The organism is Flammeovirga kamogawensis (assembly GCF_018736065.1).
Classification (GTDB): Bacteria; Bacteroidota; Bacteroidia; order Cytophagales; family Flammeovirgaceae; genus Flammeovirga; species Flammeovirga kamogawensis.
On sequence record NZ_CP076128.1, the window covers coordinates 3,233,383 to 3,250,526 of the forward strand.

A 17,144-nucleotide genomic window follows, 5' to 3' on the forward strand; every position below is an offset into this window, starting at 1 on the left:
CGCTATGGACGGACTAGACAATCATTAAAATTTAATCTTGCTTGTAACCAAACATTTTTAAACTTTTATCATTCTTACGCCAATCAGGATCAACTTTCACAAACGTTTCTAAGAATACTTTCTTCTGTAAGAATTTTTCCATTTCTTTTCTAGAGTCAGCACCAACGTGTTTTAATTTCGATCCACCTTTACCGATAATAATTCCTTTCTGACTTTCTCTTTCGACCATAATAACGGCACGGATTTTTACAATATCCTTTTCGTTTTTATAGCTTTCTACAATCACTTCACAAGAGTAAGGAACTTCTTCTTTATAATGTAAGAATATTTTTTCACGAATAATCTCAGAAATAAAGAAACGCATTGGCTTGTCGGTTAATTCTTCTTTATCATAAAATGCTTCGTGTTCTGGAAGCAAATTTAAGATTTCGTCTAGAATAACAGGAACATTAAAACCATGTAAAGCCGAAACAGGCATTATTACTTTAGGGTTTAATTTCTCTTGCCAATAATTTACTTTATTTAAAACATCGTCTTGTTTTGCAAGGTCAATTTTATTGATGATTACAATAATTGGAACGTTTGTCTTCTCAAGTTTAATTAAGGCGTCTTTCTCTTTAAACTGTTCGAAAATATCAGTAACAAAAAGAATAACATCTGCATCTTGTAGAGAGTTATCAACAAAGTTCATCATCGACTCATGTAGTTCATATTTAGGGTTGATAATGCCAGGAGTATCAGAATAGACAATCTGATAATCATCGGTACTCATAATCCCCATAATACGGTGACGAGTAGTTTGTGCTTTTGAAGTAATAATTGATAGACGTTCGCCAACCAATTCATTCATGAGTGTAGATTTACCAACATTCGGTTTTCCTACAATACTCACAAAACCTGCTTTATGTTTTTTAACTTCACTCATGATTTACTAATAAATAAATAGTATTAATGTTTAATTCTATGTTTAAAATGGATTATAGTTTCTAGTTAGTATTTTCTTAAATAGAAACGGTATCCCACTATAAATTATTAACTATAATTAGACTCCAACAGTTCGATTAAAATGTGCGAGCCCAAAATAAATACAACTATAAGGTAATTCTCCATTAAAGTAATCAAAAATTGGTTTAACTCCTTGATTACTACCAATGGTACGGATAGCCTCTGCTACAGCTTCTAGTTGTTCTCCAGTAATAAATTGGAATATGTCAATATTATACCCCATCTCATATAAAGTCGCAAGATGATTAAAGATACTTTCATCCCTTAGTTGTCTTTGTTGTCCTATCTCATGAACACCAAGTCCTTTTTGATACAACTCATATGTTAACAATAAAGAGCTACCTTTTATCTTAAAGCCTTCTTTAGATTTGGAGATAATAAACCTAACAATAGCTCCAATAAACTGGTTCCCATATTTCTTTAATTTAACTTCACCAACACCAGATACCTTAACCATATCATTAACTGCAATAGGCATTTTCTCTGCCATATCTTTAATAGTTGCATCACTAAATACAACATAAGGAGGTATTCCTTCTTTGTCTGCAAGAGATTTTCGTAAAACACGTAATGTTTCGAAAAGAGAAGTAGATAATTCTTCTTTTGCAGAAACCTTTTTGGTAGGTGTTTTTGTTGATGGAGTAGCTTTAAATTGAGATAACTTAGCAAAGTTAACAGGATTTTTTCCTAATAGAATACTCTTACCCGTTTCTGTAACTCTAAAAGTATTATGTTGATCATAGGCAATCTCTACAAGGCCTAGATTAAGCATTTGTTGCAGGTATAACTGCCAATGGTCATAACTAATGTCTTTACCTGCACCATAAGTTTTAATTTGATCAAAACCGGCACGAACCAGGTCAATTCTACGAGACCCTCTCAATAAGTCAATAAGCATACCTGCAGATAAACTTTTATTCATTTCACGAGATGATCGAATAATAGCAGACATTGCCTTCTGAGCGATGACAGTTCCGTCAAAAAGTTCGGGAGGGTTTCTACAAACATCACAATTACCACAATCTTTCTCTAAACTTTCTCCAAAATAGCTTAACAGAATTCGCCTCCTACAAGTACGTGTTTCTGCATATTGTTGCATGCGTTCCAGTTTAGAAAGTTGTAATTGAGATTGTCCACTATCCCCTACCATTTCACGCAATTGCATAACATCTGCAAAAGTGTAAAACAATAAAGTATCAGATGGTAAGCTATCTCTACCTGCTCTACCAATCTCTTGATAGTACCCTTCTAAATTTTTAGGTAAATTATAATGTATTACCCAACGTACATTGGGTTTATCTATTCCCATACCAAAGGCTATAGTAGCACAAATAATAGGAATATCATCTTTAATAAAACTTTCTTGTATCCTAGAACGTTCAGCAGCAGGCATTCCGGCATGATAAAACATGGCATTATGTCCAGCAGCTCTTAGCTTTTTTGCTAATGATTCTGTGTTTTTTCGAGAAAGGCAATATACAATTCCAGATTGATTGGGTCTATCTCTTAAAAAGTGAATAATTTTCTCTATTCTTTTCTGACCAGCCTCTACTCTTAAGCTTAAGTTAGGTCTATCAAAAGAAGAAATAAACATTCTAGGGTTCTTCATGTTTAGCTGTCTTGCTATATCATTTCTGGTAGCTTTATCTGCTGTGGCAGTAAGTGCAATAAATGATATATCAGGAAAGCGCTGTCTTAATGAAGCTAATTGAGTATATTCTGGTCTAAAATCATGTCCCCATTGAGAGATACAGTGTGCTTCATCTATGGCAATAAAACTAATATGTAATCTACATAAAAAGTCAAGAAATTGAGGAGTCAATAACTTTTCTGGAGATATATATAATAATTTTAATCGCTCATGAATAAGATCTTCTTCTATTTCTCTTTGTTCAACATAGTTTTGAGAACTATTAATAAAAGCAGCTGGAACACCATTCGCTTTTAAGCTTTCAACCTGATCTTTCATTAATGCAATTAACGGAGAGATTACTATGGCCGTTCCATGAGAAATAATTCCAGGAATTTGATAGCAGATAGATTTACCTCCACCTGTAGGCATTAATACTACCGTATCTTGTTTTGATAAGACATTAGCAATAATGTCTTCTTGCATTGGTCTGAATCGATCGTACCCAAAGTATTGCTTAAGGGCATGTTGAGCAGTGGATATATCCATGTAAATATTTTAACAGAATTTCTTGGCAAGTTACGACCTATAGGTAATCTTCTCAAATAGATTTTAAACTATTATCTTTTATAGTAGAAAAAATTAAATCGAATTACATTTAGAATAATTGAATGATAATTCATCACTCTACTTACTCTATGTAGTATTTATTTAAATCGCTATTGTTTTGATAATAAAATAGATAGATATATGTATTTTTAATAGAAATAATGAAAATATACAGTTGATTATTTGCGAAATAGTTAATATTATAATATGTTTACAGTCAAGAAAGCAAACAAAAAGTTATTTTATTGCGAATTACGCAAATTTACCGATGATTGTTTTCTAGAAACAATTTATGCCTTTAGGTTATAAATATTTCGATGGAAGTTTAAATAATTGAATTGGTTAGAAAGAAGGTGAGTAATGCTCACCTTTTTTTATTATGCAAATTTTTGTAAAAGTGTCAGTAAAGAATTTTACATTTGTAGGAATTCTTATTTAATGATTCAATAAGCTATCTGATTTAAAATATAGATACCCTTCAAAAAAACATGAGTAATTATAAAAACGTTTTTGTTATTGATGATGACCCTACAAACAACCTGATTTGTAGGAAGATGATCGAAAAAACTAATTTTGGTGAAAACGTGACAACTTTTTTAGATGTTACTGAAGCGGCAAATGCATGGGACGATTATAAACCTGAACTTGTATTTTTAGATATAAATATGCCACCAAGTACTGGTTGGGATTTTCTTGATCAATTAAAAACAAAAGGGATAGAAGCGAGTAATGTATATATGTTATCTGCTGATGTAACTTCTGATGATCGTAAAAGAGCAGCTCAATATGAACAAGTAGCAGGCATTATCATTAAACCATTAACACCGGTTAAATTGAAGGAAATAGAGTAATTCTTATTCCATAGAATGAATTGAGGAGGTGAGAGTATTTAATATACATAGAAGTGTGCTTGTAGGGATTGGTGTGTATATATTAATGCTGTTGCCTTTTTTTGCGTCTGCACAAACCGAAGAGAAAGACTCCATTAAAATTGAAGAACATTCTATTTCTGATATTCAGGTAGAGTTAGATTCTTTAATTTCTAATAAATACCATATCGAAGCTACTGCACTTGCAGATAGTCTTATCGATATTGCTAATCAAAATTATAGTAATACAGACGAAAGAATAGTATTACTTCATAAAAGGATTGCTGAAAAATTTGCAGATAACGGTTATTCTAACATTGCGTCTCAATATATTCAAAGAGGTTTAGCTGTTCTCAGGTCAAACCCTACACCTAACTATGCTTTTATTGGTGATATGTATATTTATCTTGCTCAGATATTTAGACATCATCAGTTATCTAATATTGCGATAAATTATTATGAACAGGCTTTAGAGGCTTATGAACAAGCAGAAGGAAAAGCACATTACTTTTCATTAGTGAATGTTTATATGACTTTAGGTACTTTTCATTATGAAATAGAAAATTACGGTACATCTAGTTCTTATTATACAAAAGCATCTGATGTAATCGCTAAAATGGATACTGAGTACCGTGCAGACATGGTAGAAATTCTTAATAGAATTGCTACAGCACAAGCAAAAACAGGTTCTTTTAAAGTGGCAATTGCCAATTTGGAACGTTCAGTTAAAATTGCATTAAAAGTTTTTGGAAAGAACTCATTGCAACTTGCAGATCAGTACGAATCTCTTGCTTCTGTTTATTTACAAAAAGGAGATTATGCTAAGGTAAATGAAAATGCAACAGCATTTGTTCGAATTTTAGTAGGTAATATTGGTACAAATCAAAGAAGACAAACCTATGAAAGAAGAATAGCAGATTCTTTTTTTGCGAGATATCAATATCACCTATCACACAAATGGTATAATAAATTATTTGAGGATGTAATTATTTCTACAAAAGATGTTGAAGAATTACAAAACTTAACAGATTGGTATATTCAAATTGGAGAAAAATTTGAAAGAGTAAAACAAGATTCTATCGCATTTTTAGTATTTGATGAATCTTTAAAACTAAATCAAAAACAATTCGGAGAAGATAATCTTAAAGCAGCAGAAATTTATCATCTTTTATCTAGAAGTAAAACAAAATTAGAGCAGTTTGTAGAGGCAGAAACGTATACAAATAAAGCATATCAAATTGAATGGGAATTAGGTACAGAAAAAGATAGTACCCAAATAGCAGTTCAAAATATTGATTTGGCAGGGCTGTTATTAATGAAAGGAGATACCTTAGAGGCATCTATACTTTATCATAATGTAATTGACTTAGAGAAAGACCGACAAAGTAGATGGAAGGCTATTGCATTCAATAATTTAACCATGATCAAATATGGTAATCAAGAGTATGATTCAGCATATTTTTATGGAAATTCTTTATTAGAATATTACCAAACAAACTACGGTAGAGATTATATAAAAACGCTTGGATGTTATCTTTTACTAGGGAATATAGTTTATGAAACTGGAGACGAAGAAACAGCCGTAGAGAAATTTTATAGTAAACCAATACGTTTAGCACCAAAATTATTTTTAAAGAATAATGAGGTCTCTTATAAGGCCAATATTAATTTATCTAATTATTATTTAGCTGTAAACAAAGAAGACCTGTCTCGCAGGTACGAAAGAAACGCACGTGAGATACAGGTCGTAATATTTTCAGAAGAGAAAAATATACCGTAAGTATATTAGTTGCTTTTGATTTCGGTTAACTTCTCGTTTAAAGTATCGAGAATATTGCGAAGGTGACGCTCTAATTCTGCCCAAGCCATTACTGGATCTACAGAGTTAACATCTTCTTTGTAATTAGCACCAACATCTGCCATAAAACGCTCAAGAGTGTCTAGGTTAAATGTATGTAACCTTGTGCTAAATTTGTGCTTAACAGCACTGAATAAGTCAGAATCCTTATCTTCTAACGCAACTTTTAACTTTGGAAAGTCAGACTCAAACTCATCAATAGAGATTGATAAAAAGTCTATGTATCCTTCCTTGTCTCCTTCAAAAAGAGTATCTGTGAAACTGAAATCCATAGGATATGTTGATATTGCCATAATATTTTAGTCCTTTTAAAAGTAGTGAAATCTTTCTAGAATACTCTAGATTATGTGGAATTAAATGATTAAAACCTTCTGATTTAAACAAGAATTCTACGATTACTAATACAAATATAGATATCAGTGATAGGAATTAATGAAGTAATAGCTTAATAAAAGTAAATCAATAACTATCATTAAAGATTGGCTGAAGTTCAATATTGTATTCTTTTCTAAAATTATTCATAATTGATTATCAACTTGTTGACAATCGTTTAAATCTTTTTTCTGAATATTTTTTGGATTTATAAAAACTCGCCTTACCTTTGCATCGCTTTCAACGGGAAGCACCCTAAGAAAGTTAATTGAGATAAGCGAAAATAGCTCAGCTGGTAGAGCGCAACCTTGCCAAGGTTGAGGTCGCGGGTTCGAACCCCGTTTTTCGCTCAATTAAAAAGATTCATTCGTCACTTGTGATGAATGGGCCGGAATGGCGGAACTGGTAGACGCGCAAGACTTAAAATCTTGTGAGGGTAACCTCGTGTGGGTTCGATTCCCACTTCTGGTACAAATTGCGAAAATAGCTCAGCTGGTAGAGCGCAACCTTGCCAAGGTTGAGGTCGCGGGTTCGAACCCCGTTTTTCGCTCGGAGTACTAAAGTGATTTAGTAATTTGAATTGGAGAGACATCTTCAACACAGTAATGTGAAACATCAGTATCAGTTATGATGAATATGTAAAGATTTTAATTCATTTGTCACTTGTGATAGATGAGCCGGAATGGCGGAACTGGTAGACGCGCAAGACTTAAAATCTTGTGAGGGTAACCTCGTGTGGGTTCGATTCCCACTTCTGGTACGAATCGCGAAAATAGCTCAGCTGGTAGAGCGCAACCTTGCCAAGGTTGAGGTCGCGGGTTCGAACCCCGTTTTTCGCTCTAAAGCCTAACAGAATTATCTGTTAGGCTTTTTTTTTAGTAATTTTTTTGGTGTTATACCTACATTTTTTTGTGTTAATTGGTGTAGCAATCGTTTTTCCTTGTTACATTTGCATGTTTTAATTTCGCTTTGTGACTTTTTGAAGTATATATTTTTCAATACGCAGCGTTAAAACATTTATATAAATAAACGAACAGGTTCATATATAAAGCATTTATAATTTATCATGGCAATAATTACGAAGATCCGAGAAAAATCTGGCGTTGCAGTTGGATTCATCGCGTTAGGTCTGATTTTATTTATGGTTGGAGGAGATTTATTCTCACCTAACTCAACACTACTTGGTAACAACAAAAATATTGTTGGTGAAATTGGTGGACAAGAAATCGAATTAAGACAATTTAGTGAGTTAGTCGATCAGATTAAATCAAACTACCCAACTCCTCCTAATGAGCAACAAATGCAAGGAGTACGTCAAATGGCATGGAACGAGTTAATCTACCGTGAAGCATATGGACAACAAATTGAAGAGTTAGGTATCACGATTACTCCTGAAGAGTTAAATGATATGATCTCTGGAAATAACATTTCTCCAGAATTCGGTCAATACTTTAGAGATTCTACTGGTCAAGTGAGCAGAGAGAATATCAAAATGTACTTAGCTTCTTTAAAGCAGCAAGGACCAACTTCTCCTCAGTACCAACAATTCTTAGGATTTGAACAACAAATAAAAACTTCTCGTAGCCGTATTAAATACGAAAACTTGATTTCAAGAACTTACTTTGCTTCTGATCTTGAAGGAAAGAAAGAATACGAAAAGCAAAATGATAAAGTAGAAATTGCATATGTAAATGTACCTTTCTATTCTATGCCAGATTCTGTAGTTAATGTAACTGAGTCTGATGCTAAAGCATATTACAATGCTAACCAAGAAGAATTTAAGCGTGATGCTAACAGAGGTATCGAATTCGTTACATTTAAAGTTCAGGCTTCTGAGGGAGACAAAAAGAACTTAGAAGATGAAATGAAAGACCTTTCGATTTCTTTTGCAAGAACATCGAACGATACTGCTTTTGTAGAATCACATACAGATGGAAATGCAAACTTCATGTCAGTTAATATGACTGGTCTTCCATCAGTATTAGATGCAGATCAATTAGAAACTGGAAAAGTTTACGGACCTTTCTTTGCAGCAGGTTCTTACAGAGATTATAAAGTTTTAGGAGAGTCTACAGATTCTGTTTATTCTGCTAAAGCATCTCACATCTTATTCAAAAATGATAAAGATGATGCTGCTGCTAAAAAAGAAGCATATGCTACTTTAAGAAAAATTCAAAATGGTGAAAACTTTGAAGAATTAGCAAAGAAAGTAGGTGATGCTGCTCCAACAACTAAATCAAGAGGTGGAGATTTACAGTGGTTCTCTGAAGGTCGTATGGTACCTGCATTCGATAAAGCTGTATTTTCAGCTAGAAAAACAGGTTTAATCAATAGAGTTGTAAAAACTGAATTTGGTTACCATATCATTAAAGTAACTGCAGTGAAAACTAAGAAAATGTTTGATCTAGCTGTTGTAGAGAAAAAATTAACTCCTTCTGATGCTACAGTAAATGAAGCATACCGTAAGGCATCTGTATTTGCTGCATCTGTTAAAGGTGGTAGAAAAGACTTTGAAAAAATTGCTGAAGATCAAAAAATCTTTATTGAGCAAGCATTAACAATTGCTCCAACTGCAACATTTATCAATAGCTTAAGAGGAAATAGTGTTAGACAGGTTATTCGTTGGGCATATAATGATGCAGACGTAAATGACGTTTCTGAAGTATTTGATCTTGATGATCGCTTTATCGTAGCAACTTTAATGAGTGCTCGTGAAGAAGGAATTGCTGATTTTGCTGAAGTTAAAAACGAAGCTAAAGTTCAAGCAACTAAAGGTAAAAAAGCAGAAGCTATTGCAGCTAAATTAAATAAGCTTTCTGGTAAATCTATTGAAGATATCAGAAAAGGTTATGGTAATGGTGCAAAATCAGATATTGCTTCTGACCTATCTTTAAACGATGTTTCTATCCAAGGTGTAGGTCTTGCTCCTAAAGCAATTGGTACTGCATTTGGTTTAAAACAAGGTGAAGTATCGAAACCAATCATTGATGAAAATAGTGTATTAGTTGTTAAAGTAAGAAAGGCTGATAAAGCTTTAGAAACTGCTGACTACTCTATTTACCAACGTCAGGTTGAAGGTAGATACGTAAGATCTGCTAATTACAATATCTTAGAAGCTGTAAAGACTCTTTCTGATGTGAAAGATAACCGTTACAAGTTCTTCTAGAAATTGATTAAGATATAAAAAAGAGACTACCTCAAAAGGGTGGTCTCTTTTTGTTTCAAATAGAATTAATAACCAAAACCTTTTGTGATGGCTAAAATTAAAGTAATTGAAACAGGTGATGGCTCTAGCTCATTATATAATGAGGCGTTAAACGAGACTTATCACTCTTCTCATGGAGCACTTACAGAGTCTAGGTATGTATTTGTACAATCTGGATGGGATGCTATTAGAGAAGCAAAGAAAGAGGTAACTATCTTGGAAGTAGGCATGGGTACTGGATTAAATGTGATTTTAATGGTAGAGCAGGCTTTAAAATATCCTGATGTTACTATTAAAATGACAACTTTAGAACCCTATCCTCTAACAGCTGGTTTACTTCAAGAGCTGAATTATACGGCACTTTTAACGGATGAACTTACGCCTTATTTTGAACAAATACATTCTTGCAATTGGGAAGAAGAGGTAGCAATCTTACCTAATTTTATTCTTACCAAAAAGAAAGAAACTTTAGAAACATTCATAGCTCCTAAAAATAGAGGGTTTGATGTTATTTTCTTCGATGCTTTTGCTCCTAATAAACAGCCAGAAGTATGGTCTGTGGAGAACCTTGAAAAATGCTTTGCTGCTACTATAGATCAAGGGATATTTGTAACTTATTGTGCAAAAGGGCAGTTAAGAAGAGACTTGGTAAGTGTGGGGTACGATGTTGAAAGGTACCCAGGACCTCCAGGTAAACGAGAGATGTTAAGAGGTTGGAAGAAATAAAAATACATACCAATGAAAGTAGGACTATTTTTTGGATCATTTAACCCTATTCATGTAGGGCACTTAATCCTTGCAAATGCAATGCTGCAAAATGGAAATTTAGATGAAGTGTGGTTTGTTGTTTCACCTCATAACCCTTTTAAAAAGAAGAATACATTATTGCATGAGTTTGATCGTTTAGATATGGTGAATGCTGCAATTGATGGAAATTTTAAATTTAGATCATCAGATATTGAATTTAGAATGCCTAAACCGAGTTATACTGTGGATACCTTAGCATATTTATCTTCAAAACACCCACATTTTGATTTTAAGTTGATTGTAGGTGAGGATAATTTATCAGGTTTTAAAAAGTGGAAAAACCATGAAATCATTTTAGATGATTATGGACTACTTGTTTACCCTAGACCAAAAGCGAAAGATTCTGATTTAAAAGAGCATGATAATGTACAAATGATAGATGCACCTATGGTTGATATATCAGCTACATTTATTAGAAATTCGATAAAGGATGAAAAAGATATTAGGTATTTAGTACCAGAAAGTGTCTTGAAGTTGATAAGCAGTAGAAATTTTTATCAATAATAAGAATTTATTGATTATAAAATAAGGGCTGTTTCCTAACTGGAAACAGCCCTTATTTATGAAAAAATAGAAATCAATTTAAAACTTTTAGGTACTTAATTAGTAGCCTTGTTGTTTTAATGCATCAATAACATCTTTGTCAGTTTCTTTATTTAAAGCTTCTTCTATTTTACCTTTTAAAGTTTCATCTTCTAATAAAGGACTTAAGGCTTGATATGCAGCAATTTTAGTTTGTGTGCTACTACCACGATTTTGAGCATATTTTAAAACAATATCAACTGCCTTTTCTTTTTCCTCTTCATTTTGTAATGAAAGAATATAACCAGTCATTGTTCTAAACATATACTGTCTATACTGATCATTCATTTCTGCTAATTTAGCATCATACCAAGGCAGTTTACCTTCAGTACCCAATTCAGCATAAATCATAGAAGATACGAATACAATATTAGGGTTTCTTGCGTCTGCAAACTTCTCTAAAGTTGGAACAATACTAGGTCCTTCAATAGCAGATGTTGCATATAAAGAAGTCGCAATTACCATATAAGAACTATCATTTAATGCCTGTTGTGCAGTAGGCAAGAAGTTTTCATCAATTGAACTTAATGTACTTAATGCAGTTGCTCTTACAGTAGATTTAGGGTCATTCTTTACAAGATCACGAAGAATTGCAATAGTTGGGTTAAGATCTCCAGTACCTTTGTATCCATCAAAAATAGTAGCTGTTGTTTCTCTAATACCCCAAAAAGGATCTTTTAAATATGTATTTAATTTAGCTATTAAAGAGGGGTCTGCAGTTATCATATCACCTAATTGTAATATAGCTTCTACCCTATGCATAATATTAGTGGCTACATTTGCCTGCTGTAAATAGGCTTCTGTGTTTTTTGAATGTGTTATTACAGCTGGTATAATATGCTCAGTATCAAAAATGATTAAACTCGGTTTTTCTGCAAATGCAAAAGAAAATGTTTCACTAGCTTCTTTTACTGTAATTTGTCTTTGCTCAGAATGACCATCGTTCCACCAAAATTCAACTGTTGTAGGAATTTTGTAGATAGGAGTATACTCTGGATCCTGACGCTGCTGAACTAATAATTTTACTTTACCATTACTAAAAGAATCTTTAATGAATAGGTCTGGGTGCCCCGCCTCCATAAACCATTGATTAAAGAACCAATTAAGATCTTGACCTGTCACTTCCTCAAATGCTAATCTTAAATGAGCAATTTCTGCTGCCTTAAAAGCATTTTCTTTTAAGTATAAAGAAGCACCTTGAAAAAATGCATCATCACCAATAGTATGACGAAGTAAGTTTAAAGTATAACCACCTTTTGCGTAAGAATGGCTATCAAACATATCTTCTTTATTTTGATAGTGGTAACGAATTAGTGGTTCTTGCTTAGTTTCTGATTCTGCTAAATAACTATCTAGTTCAGATTGTAAAGCATAATCCGCCTCATCTTTACTAATTTTATGTTCTCTCCAAAGGTATTCAGAGTAGTTTGCCCAAGATTCATTTAGTGGTAAATTAGACCATGATTCTGAAGTTACTAAATCACCAAACCAATGATGGAAAAGTTCGTGAGCAACAATAAAATCCCAATCTTGATCTAGTTTTTCTCTATCATCTACTTGTACAGACTCCATAAAGGTTGAAGCTGTCGTATTTTCCATTGCTCCAGATACAAAATCTCTAATTATTACTTGAGAGTATTTAGCCCAAGGGTAATCATAATTAAATCTTTCAGAGAAAAATTCTAGCATTTCTGGTGTATTACCAAAAATTGTTCTTGCGTATTTTTCAAAAGCTGGTTCCACATAATAACTAACTTCTTTTCCTCTCCATTCATCTTTTACAATAGCAAAATCACCAACAGTCATCATTGTTAAATATACTGAGTGTGGTAATTCTTGTTTCCAATGGTCAGTACGTGTTCCATCACTATTTTTTTGTTGAGAAACGAGCTTACCATTTGATAGCGTTACGTATTTATTTTGTACAGTGATAAATACATCTTGCTTCATTTTTACATTTGGATGATCGAATGTAGGGAACCAACAAGAGTTTGCAGCAGTTTCTCCTTGTGTCCAGATTTGTTGTGGTTTTCCTATTTCATCACCTAAAGGATTGATAAAATAAAGTCCTTTGTCTGATGTGATAGCTTCACTCCCATGACTTTCTCTTTCATTTGGCTTAGCAGTGTATGAAATATGAATAGAACATACATCATTTCTAGAATAAGATTTATCTAGTGCTATAGTAATTTGTATACTATCATATGTGTAGTCTAAGCTTTTTAATACTTTTTGATTTTTATCAACAAGTTCAACTTTATGAATATCAAAGTTTTTTGCATCTAAAATAACATCTTTTTGAGAATAGAAATGCGGTTGTAAAGTCAATATTGCATCCCCACTCATGTGTTGTTTTTCCCAATCAAAGCTTACTTTTAATTGTGTGTGTAGTAAATTAAAAGAACGATCATATGCAGCTTGATATGGACCACCTTTAGAAATCCACTCAGGTTGAGTAGTATCTTCTTCTGGTAATATTTCTGGTGTAATAGGTGTATCTGGTGTTTCAATTGCAGCTTGATCAGCAGCGGCAGGTTTAACCGTTTTACACGCATTTAAAGAACTACTTAAAAGAAGAGCACAAAAGATGGCATGTTTATAATTTGATATCATATAAAAATTGGTCTATTGAAAAAATTCTCTAGTTAAATGAATTATTTTAATAATCTACATTGAAAATACTTCAGAAAATCGAGAGTATTAAGGATATTAATGTAGAATATGACAAATTAGGTAGAAATCATACGATTTTTGAAAATTTGAAGGCTAAAAAATCTTATAAACTGACAATTTGGCGATGATTTTCTAGGTGGGCCGTTTATTGAAACGCTATCATAAAAAAATATTATGGAAAAAATTAGATCAACAACCGTCCTTGCTGTTAAGAAAAACGGTCAAGTGGCATTGGGTGCCGATGGGCAGGCAACATTTGGAAATACAGTTGCAAAAAGTAATGTTAAAAAAGTAAGAACATTAATGGGAGGTAAAATTCTTTGTGGTTTTGCTGGTTCTACTGCAGATGCATTTACATTAATGGAACGTTTTCAAGAAAAATTAAATGCTTTTGGCGAGGGTAATATGAAACGTGCAGCTATTGAATTAGCAAAAGATTGGCGTACGGATCGTTATTTAAGAAAGTTAGAAGCAATGATGATTGTTGCTGACAAAAATGACGTACTAATTATTTCTGGAACAGGTGATGTGATAGAACCTGATCATGATATTGCAGCTATCGGTTCTGGTAGTATGTATGCACAATCTGCAGCTTTAGCATTAAAAAAGCATGCTCCAGACATGACAGCAGAAGATATGGTAAGAGAAGGTTTAGATATTGCTGCAGACATTTGTATCTACACTAACCATAATTTTGTTATTGAAACAGTAAAAGAATAACTCAAAATATGGATTATTTAGAGCAACCCTCTGAAAATACTCCAATGCAAGAAATAAAGGACCCTATTCTAGAACAGAATGGGGTCCGTTTGTTTGTAAAAAGAGATGATTTAACACATCCGGAGGTTTCAGGAAATAAATGGAGAAAATTAAAGTACAACCTTTTAAAAGCGAAGGAGGAAGGGTATTCAACTTTGCTTACTTTTGGAGGAGCTTACTCTAACCATATTCATGCTTTTGCAGCTGCAGGAAAGTTATATGGTATGAAAACAATAGGTGTTATTAGAGGAGAGGAACACCTTCCTTTAAATAAAACATTGAATTTTGCTACTTCTCAGGGTATGGAACTTACGTACCTAGATCGTACATCATTTAGAGATTATAAAGCTGCAATACCAAAATTAAGAGAACAATTTGGCGATTTTTATATGGCCCCAATGGGAGGATCAAATCAATTGGCATTAGAAGGGGTTGCAGAATTAGGTGAGGAGATTAATAATTTTAATCAAAAAGTTGATTATGTGTGTGCTGCTTGTGGAACAGGTGGTACTTTGGCAGGGTTAATCAATTCTATAAAGAGTAACACTAAAATTATAGGTTTTCCAGCTTTAAAAGGAGGAGAATTTTTATATGATGATATTAATGGATTTTTATCTTCTAAAGAAAATATAAATATTAATTGGTCTTTAAATACTACTTACCACTTTGGAGGATACGCTAAAAAGAAACCTGAATTATTGGCATTTATGGAAGATTTTAAAGAAAAACATCACATAGAGCTAGAGCGAATTTATACTGGAAAAATGATGTATGGAGTAATTGATCTGATTAAAAATGGATTTTTTGAACGTGGTAGTATTATAGTTGCTTTACACTCTGGAGGGTTACAAATAAATAGATAAATGGAAAATTGAAACTAATTTTGGTGATTGTCATCAATTAAGTGTTTTAAATACAATTATTAATTGACTTTTATTAATAATTAACATATTTTAAAGATATTAGATAAAAGAGAAAAACTTACGTCTAATAAAATCAAAATTGAAACTTAAAATACTCTTTTAAGCGTTTATATATTAATTAACTTAAACCCATAAACGTCATGAAACGATTATCACTTCTTTTAGTTACCCTTTTTTGTAGTTTGTGTTTATTTGCTCAAACAGAAGAGATTCAAAAAATTTCTGAACAAGAATATTCACAAGATGAATACACAGCCTTAGAAATGTTAGGGCCGCATTATTTATCAAGTTTAGAGATTACGCTACATGAATTAAATTGGGGATTAGACAACCATGAAAATGTAGCATTGAATGAAGAAATAGTAAAAGTATCAGAAGTATATGTATACAGTGCAGAAGATTTTCGATTAATTCATTACCATAATGGAGATGTACATGAGGTAGATTTAGATCAAATTGCACAGAAGGCAGATCTCTTAATGAATAACGAAGGCATATACTACTATGTAATGCGAGAATAGAAAATACAAAATATTACCATGTTTTAAGGTAGTCTTGCAAAAGATTACCTTTTTTATTTAAATTCTTTTTAATGAATGGTAGAACATATAACTGATTCTTATAAATTTGCAGTGGTGATTGTTTAAGAATGCATAAACTTATTGTAAGTGATAGGCAAACCTAAACAGAATCATCCAATGGTTTTGGAATTCATAGATAGCGTACCAAAAAAAAATTACTGATGTCTTCAGTTAAAATCTTTTCAGCTTCGGGAACAGAATATCTCGCTAGCAAAATTGCACACTCTTATGGTAAATCTTTAGGAGATGTAGTTCTTCAACGTTTTAGTGATGGAGAAATTTCTACTCACTTCAACGAGTCTGTTAGAGGCTGTGATGTATTTATCATCCAATCTACTTGTCCACCAGCAGATAATTTATTAGAATTATTATTGTTGATTGATGCTGCTAAAAGAGCATCTGCACAAACTGTTACTGTCTTACTACCATATTTCGGATATGCACGTCAAGATAGAAAAGACAAGCCTAGAGTGGGAATTGGAGCAAAATTGATTGCAAACCTTTTAACTGCAGCAGGAGCAACACGTGTAGTAACATGTGAACTTCATGCAGATCAAATTCAAGGTTTCTTCGATATCCCAGTTGTTCACCTTCAAAGTTCACCAATTTTTGTTCCTTACATTGAGAGCTTAGGTTTAGATAACCTTACTTTTGCTTCTCCTGATGTTGGAGGTGCAAAAAGAGCGAGATCTTATGCAAAGCACTTTAAAGCAGATATCGTTATGTGTGATAAACACCGCGAAAGAGCTAATGAAGTTGCATCTATGCAAGTTATTGGTGATGTTAAAGATAAGAACGTAATTCTTATTGATGACCTTGCAGATACTGCTGGAACTTTATGTAACGCTGCAGAGATTATTATGGAAAAAGGTGCTAAATCTGTAAGAGCAATTTGTACACATGGTGTACTTTCTGGTCCTGCATATGATAGAGTAGCTGCTTCTGTATTAGAAGAATTAGTAGTAACAGATACATTACAGGTAGAGAACAGAGAAAAAATTCGCGTTCTTTCTGTAGCAGAGTTATTTGCTAAGGCAATTAGAAAGATTCAAGATCACGAATCAATTAGTTCTCTATTTATCTAATAAGATAAGTCGAGAATTTTTTATATAAGGCTATTTATCAGCATAACTTGTTGGTAAATAGCCTTTTTTGTGCTAACAAGGTTAAACACATATTTCATTTTACAAAATAATATATGTACCTTTGCACGCTGATTTCCCTCAAAGGAAATCTTTGTTAAGCATGTTTTGGGATGGGATCCTACTTTC

At 32.8% G+C, this 17,144-nt stretch carries 13 protein-coding genes and 5 tRNA genes; 14 read left to right on the forward strand and 4 right to left on the reverse strand.

Annotation, left to right across the window (positions count from 1 at the left end; all coding sequences use genetic code 11):
- Positions 1 to 31: 31 nt before the first annotated feature.
- A complete protein-coding gene (gene era / locus KM029_RS12880; RefSeq protein WP_144073659.1) occupies positions 32 to 925 on the reverse strand; it encodes a GTPase Era in 894 nt (297 codons plus the stop codon).
- A gap of 117 nt (positions 926 to 1,042) precedes the next feature.
- Positions 1,043 to 3,184, reverse strand: coding sequence for a DNA helicase RecQ (gene recQ, locus KM029_RS12885; RefSeq protein ID WP_144073660.1), 2,142 nt, complete (start codon positions 3,182 to 3,184; stop codon positions 1,043 to 1,045).
- A 548-nt stretch (positions 3,185 to 3,732) separates the two neighbouring features.
- Here recQ and KM029_RS12890 point away from each other — a divergent pair.
- Both KM029_RS12890 and KM029_RS12895 read left to right on the forward strand, forming a co-directional pair.
- Positions 3,733 to 4,095, forward strand: coding sequence for a response regulator (locus KM029_RS12890; RefSeq protein WP_144073661.1), 363 nt, complete (start codon positions 3,733 to 3,735; stop codon positions 4,093 to 4,095).
- A 28-nt stretch (positions 4,096 to 4,123) separates the two neighbouring features.
- Positions 4,124 to 5,893, forward strand: a complete 1,770-nt coding sequence (locus KM029_RS12895; protein ID WP_144073662.1) for a tetratricopeptide repeat protein — start codon at positions 4,124 to 4,126, stop codon at positions 5,891 to 5,893.
- Between the two features lie 5 nt (positions 5,894 to 5,898).
- Here KM029_RS12895 and KM029_RS12900 read toward each other — a convergent pair whose 3' ends face one another.
- On the reverse strand, positions 5,899 to 6,264 hold the full coding sequence (locus KM029_RS12900; RefSeq protein WP_144073663.1) for a hypothetical protein: 366 nt from the start codon (positions 6,262 to 6,264) through the stop codon (positions 5,899 to 5,901).
- 356 nt (positions 6,265 to 6,620) lie between these two features.
- Between KM029_RS12900 and KM029_RS12905 the strand changes: the two genes are divergently transcribed.
- The 8 genes from KM029_RS12905 to nadD all read left to right on the forward strand — a co-directional run bounded on the left by KM029_RS12905 (position 6,621) and on the right by nadD (position 10,859).
- A tRNA-Gly gene (locus KM029_RS12905) sits at positions 6,621 to 6,693 on the forward strand.
- Positions 6,694 to 6,730: 37 nt separating this feature from the next.
- Positions 6,731 to 6,814: transfer RNA gene (locus KM029_RS12910), tRNA-Leu, on the forward strand.
- Between the two features lie 6 nt (positions 6,815 to 6,820).
- Positions 6,821 to 6,893: transfer RNA gene (locus tag KM029_RS12915), tRNA-Gly, on the forward strand.
- A 126-nt stretch (positions 6,894 to 7,019) separates the two neighbouring features.
- A tRNA-Leu gene (locus KM029_RS12920) sits at positions 7,020 to 7,103 on the forward strand.
- Between the two features lie 6 nt (positions 7,104 to 7,109).
- A tRNA-Gly gene (locus KM029_RS12925) sits at positions 7,110 to 7,182 on the forward strand.
- A 227-nt stretch (positions 7,183 to 7,409) separates the two neighbouring features.
- Positions 7,410 to 9,509, forward strand: a complete 2,100-nt coding sequence (locus tag KM029_RS12930) for a peptidylprolyl isomerase (RefSeq protein WP_144073664.1) — start codon at positions 7,410 to 7,412, stop codon at positions 9,507 to 9,509.
- A gap of 87 nt (positions 9,510 to 9,596) precedes the next feature.
- Positions 9,597 to 10,274 carry a tRNA (5-methylaminomethyl-2-thiouridine)(34)-methyltransferase MnmD gene (gene mnmD / locus KM029_RS12935; RefSeq protein ID WP_144073665.1) on the forward strand — a complete coding sequence of 226 codons (678 nt, stop codon included), beginning with the start codon at positions 9,597 to 9,599 and terminating at the stop codon, positions 10,272 to 10,274.
- 12 nt (positions 10,275 to 10,286) lie between these two features.
- Positions 10,287 to 10,859: a nicotinate (nicotinamide) nucleotide adenylyltransferase gene (nadD, locus tag KM029_RS12940; protein WP_144073666.1), complete on the forward strand. Its 573-nt coding sequence runs from the start codon at positions 10,287 to 10,289 to the stop codon at positions 10,857 to 10,859.
- A gap of 99 nt (positions 10,860 to 10,958) precedes the next feature.
- Here nadD and KM029_RS12945 read toward each other — a convergent pair whose 3' ends face one another.
- The gene (locus tag KM029_RS12945) at positions 10,959 to 13,550 is read right to left on the reverse strand and encodes a M1 family metallopeptidase (RefSeq protein WP_144073667.1); all 2,592 of its coding nucleotides are present in this window, start codon (positions 13,548 to 13,550) and stop codon (positions 10,959 to 10,961) included.
- Positions 13,551 to 13,784: 234 nt separating this feature from the next.
- On the opposite strand from KM029_RS12945, the gene hslV reads away from it, so the two are divergent.
- The 4 genes from hslV (at position 13,785) to KM029_RS12965 (ending at position 16,958) form a co-directional block, all read left to right on the forward strand.
- On the forward strand, positions 13,785 to 14,330 hold the full coding sequence (gene hslV / locus KM029_RS12950) for an ATP-dependent protease subunit HslV (RefSeq protein WP_184679477.1): 546 nt from the start codon (positions 13,785 to 13,787) through the stop codon (positions 14,328 to 14,330).
- 8 nt (positions 14,331 to 14,338) lie between these two features.
- Positions 14,339 to 15,232: a 1-aminocyclopropane-1-carboxylate deaminase/D-cysteine desulfhydrase gene (locus tag KM029_RS12955; protein WP_205125437.1), complete on the forward strand. Its 894-nt coding sequence runs from the start codon at positions 14,339 to 14,341 to the stop codon at positions 15,230 to 15,232.
- 200 nt (positions 15,233 to 15,432) lie between these two features.
- Entirely contained in the window at positions 15,433 to 15,813 is a 381-nt protein-coding gene (locus tag KM029_RS12960; RefSeq protein WP_144073669.1) for a hypothetical protein, read from the forward strand.
- A 221-nt stretch (positions 15,814 to 16,034) separates the two neighbouring features.
- Positions 16,035 to 16,958 carry a ribose-phosphate pyrophosphokinase gene (locus KM029_RS12965; protein WP_144073670.1) on the forward strand — a complete coding sequence of 308 codons (924 nt, stop codon included), beginning with the start codon at positions 16,035 to 16,037 and terminating at the stop codon, positions 16,956 to 16,958.
- The last annotated feature ends 186 nt before the right edge of the window (positions 16,959 to 17,144 follow it).

Coding starts and splice junctions, on each gene's coding strand:
- KM029_RS12900 (WP_144073663.1), bottom strand. CDS start 6,264: ATGGCAATATCAACATATCCTATGGATTTCAGTTTCACAGATACTCTT.
- nadD (WP_144073666.1), top strand. CDS start 10,287: ATGAAAGTAGGACTATTTTTTGGATCATTTAACCCTATTCATGTAGGG.
- KM029_RS12960 (WP_144073669.1), top strand. CDS start 15,433: ATGAAACGATTATCACTTCTTTTAGTTACCCTTTTTTGTAGTTTGTGT.
- recQ (WP_144073660.1), bottom strand. CDS start 3,184: ATGGATATATCCACTGCTCAACATGCCCTTAAGCAATACTTTGGGTAC.
- hslV (WP_184679477.1), top strand. CDS start 13,785: ATGGAAAAAATTAGATCAACAACCGTCCTTGCTGTTAAGAAAAACGGT.
- mnmD (WP_144073665.1), top strand. CDS start 9,597: ATGGCTAAAATTAAAGTAATTGAAACAGGTGATGGCTCTAGCTCATTA.
- KM029_RS12945 (WP_144073667.1), bottom strand. CDS start 13,550: ATGATATCAAATTATAAACATGCCATCTTTTGTGCTCTTCTTTTAAGT.
- KM029_RS12890 (WP_144073661.1), top strand. CDS start 3,733: ATGAGTAATTATAAAAACGTTTTTGTTATTGATGATGACCCTACAAAC.
- era (WP_144073659.1), bottom strand. CDS start 925: ATGAGTGAAGTTAAAAAACATAAAGCAGGTTTTGTGAGTATTGTAGGA.
- KM029_RS12955 (WP_205125437.1), top strand. CDS start 14,339: ATGGATTATTTAGAGCAACCCTCTGAAAATACTCCAATGCAAGAAATA.
- KM029_RS12930 (WP_144073664.1), top strand. CDS start 7,410: ATGGCAATAATTACGAAGATCCGAGAAAAATCTGGCGTTGCAGTTGGA.
- KM029_RS12965 (WP_144073670.1), top strand. CDS start 16,035: ATGTCTTCAGTTAAAATCTTTTCAGCTTCGGGAACAGAATATCTCGCT.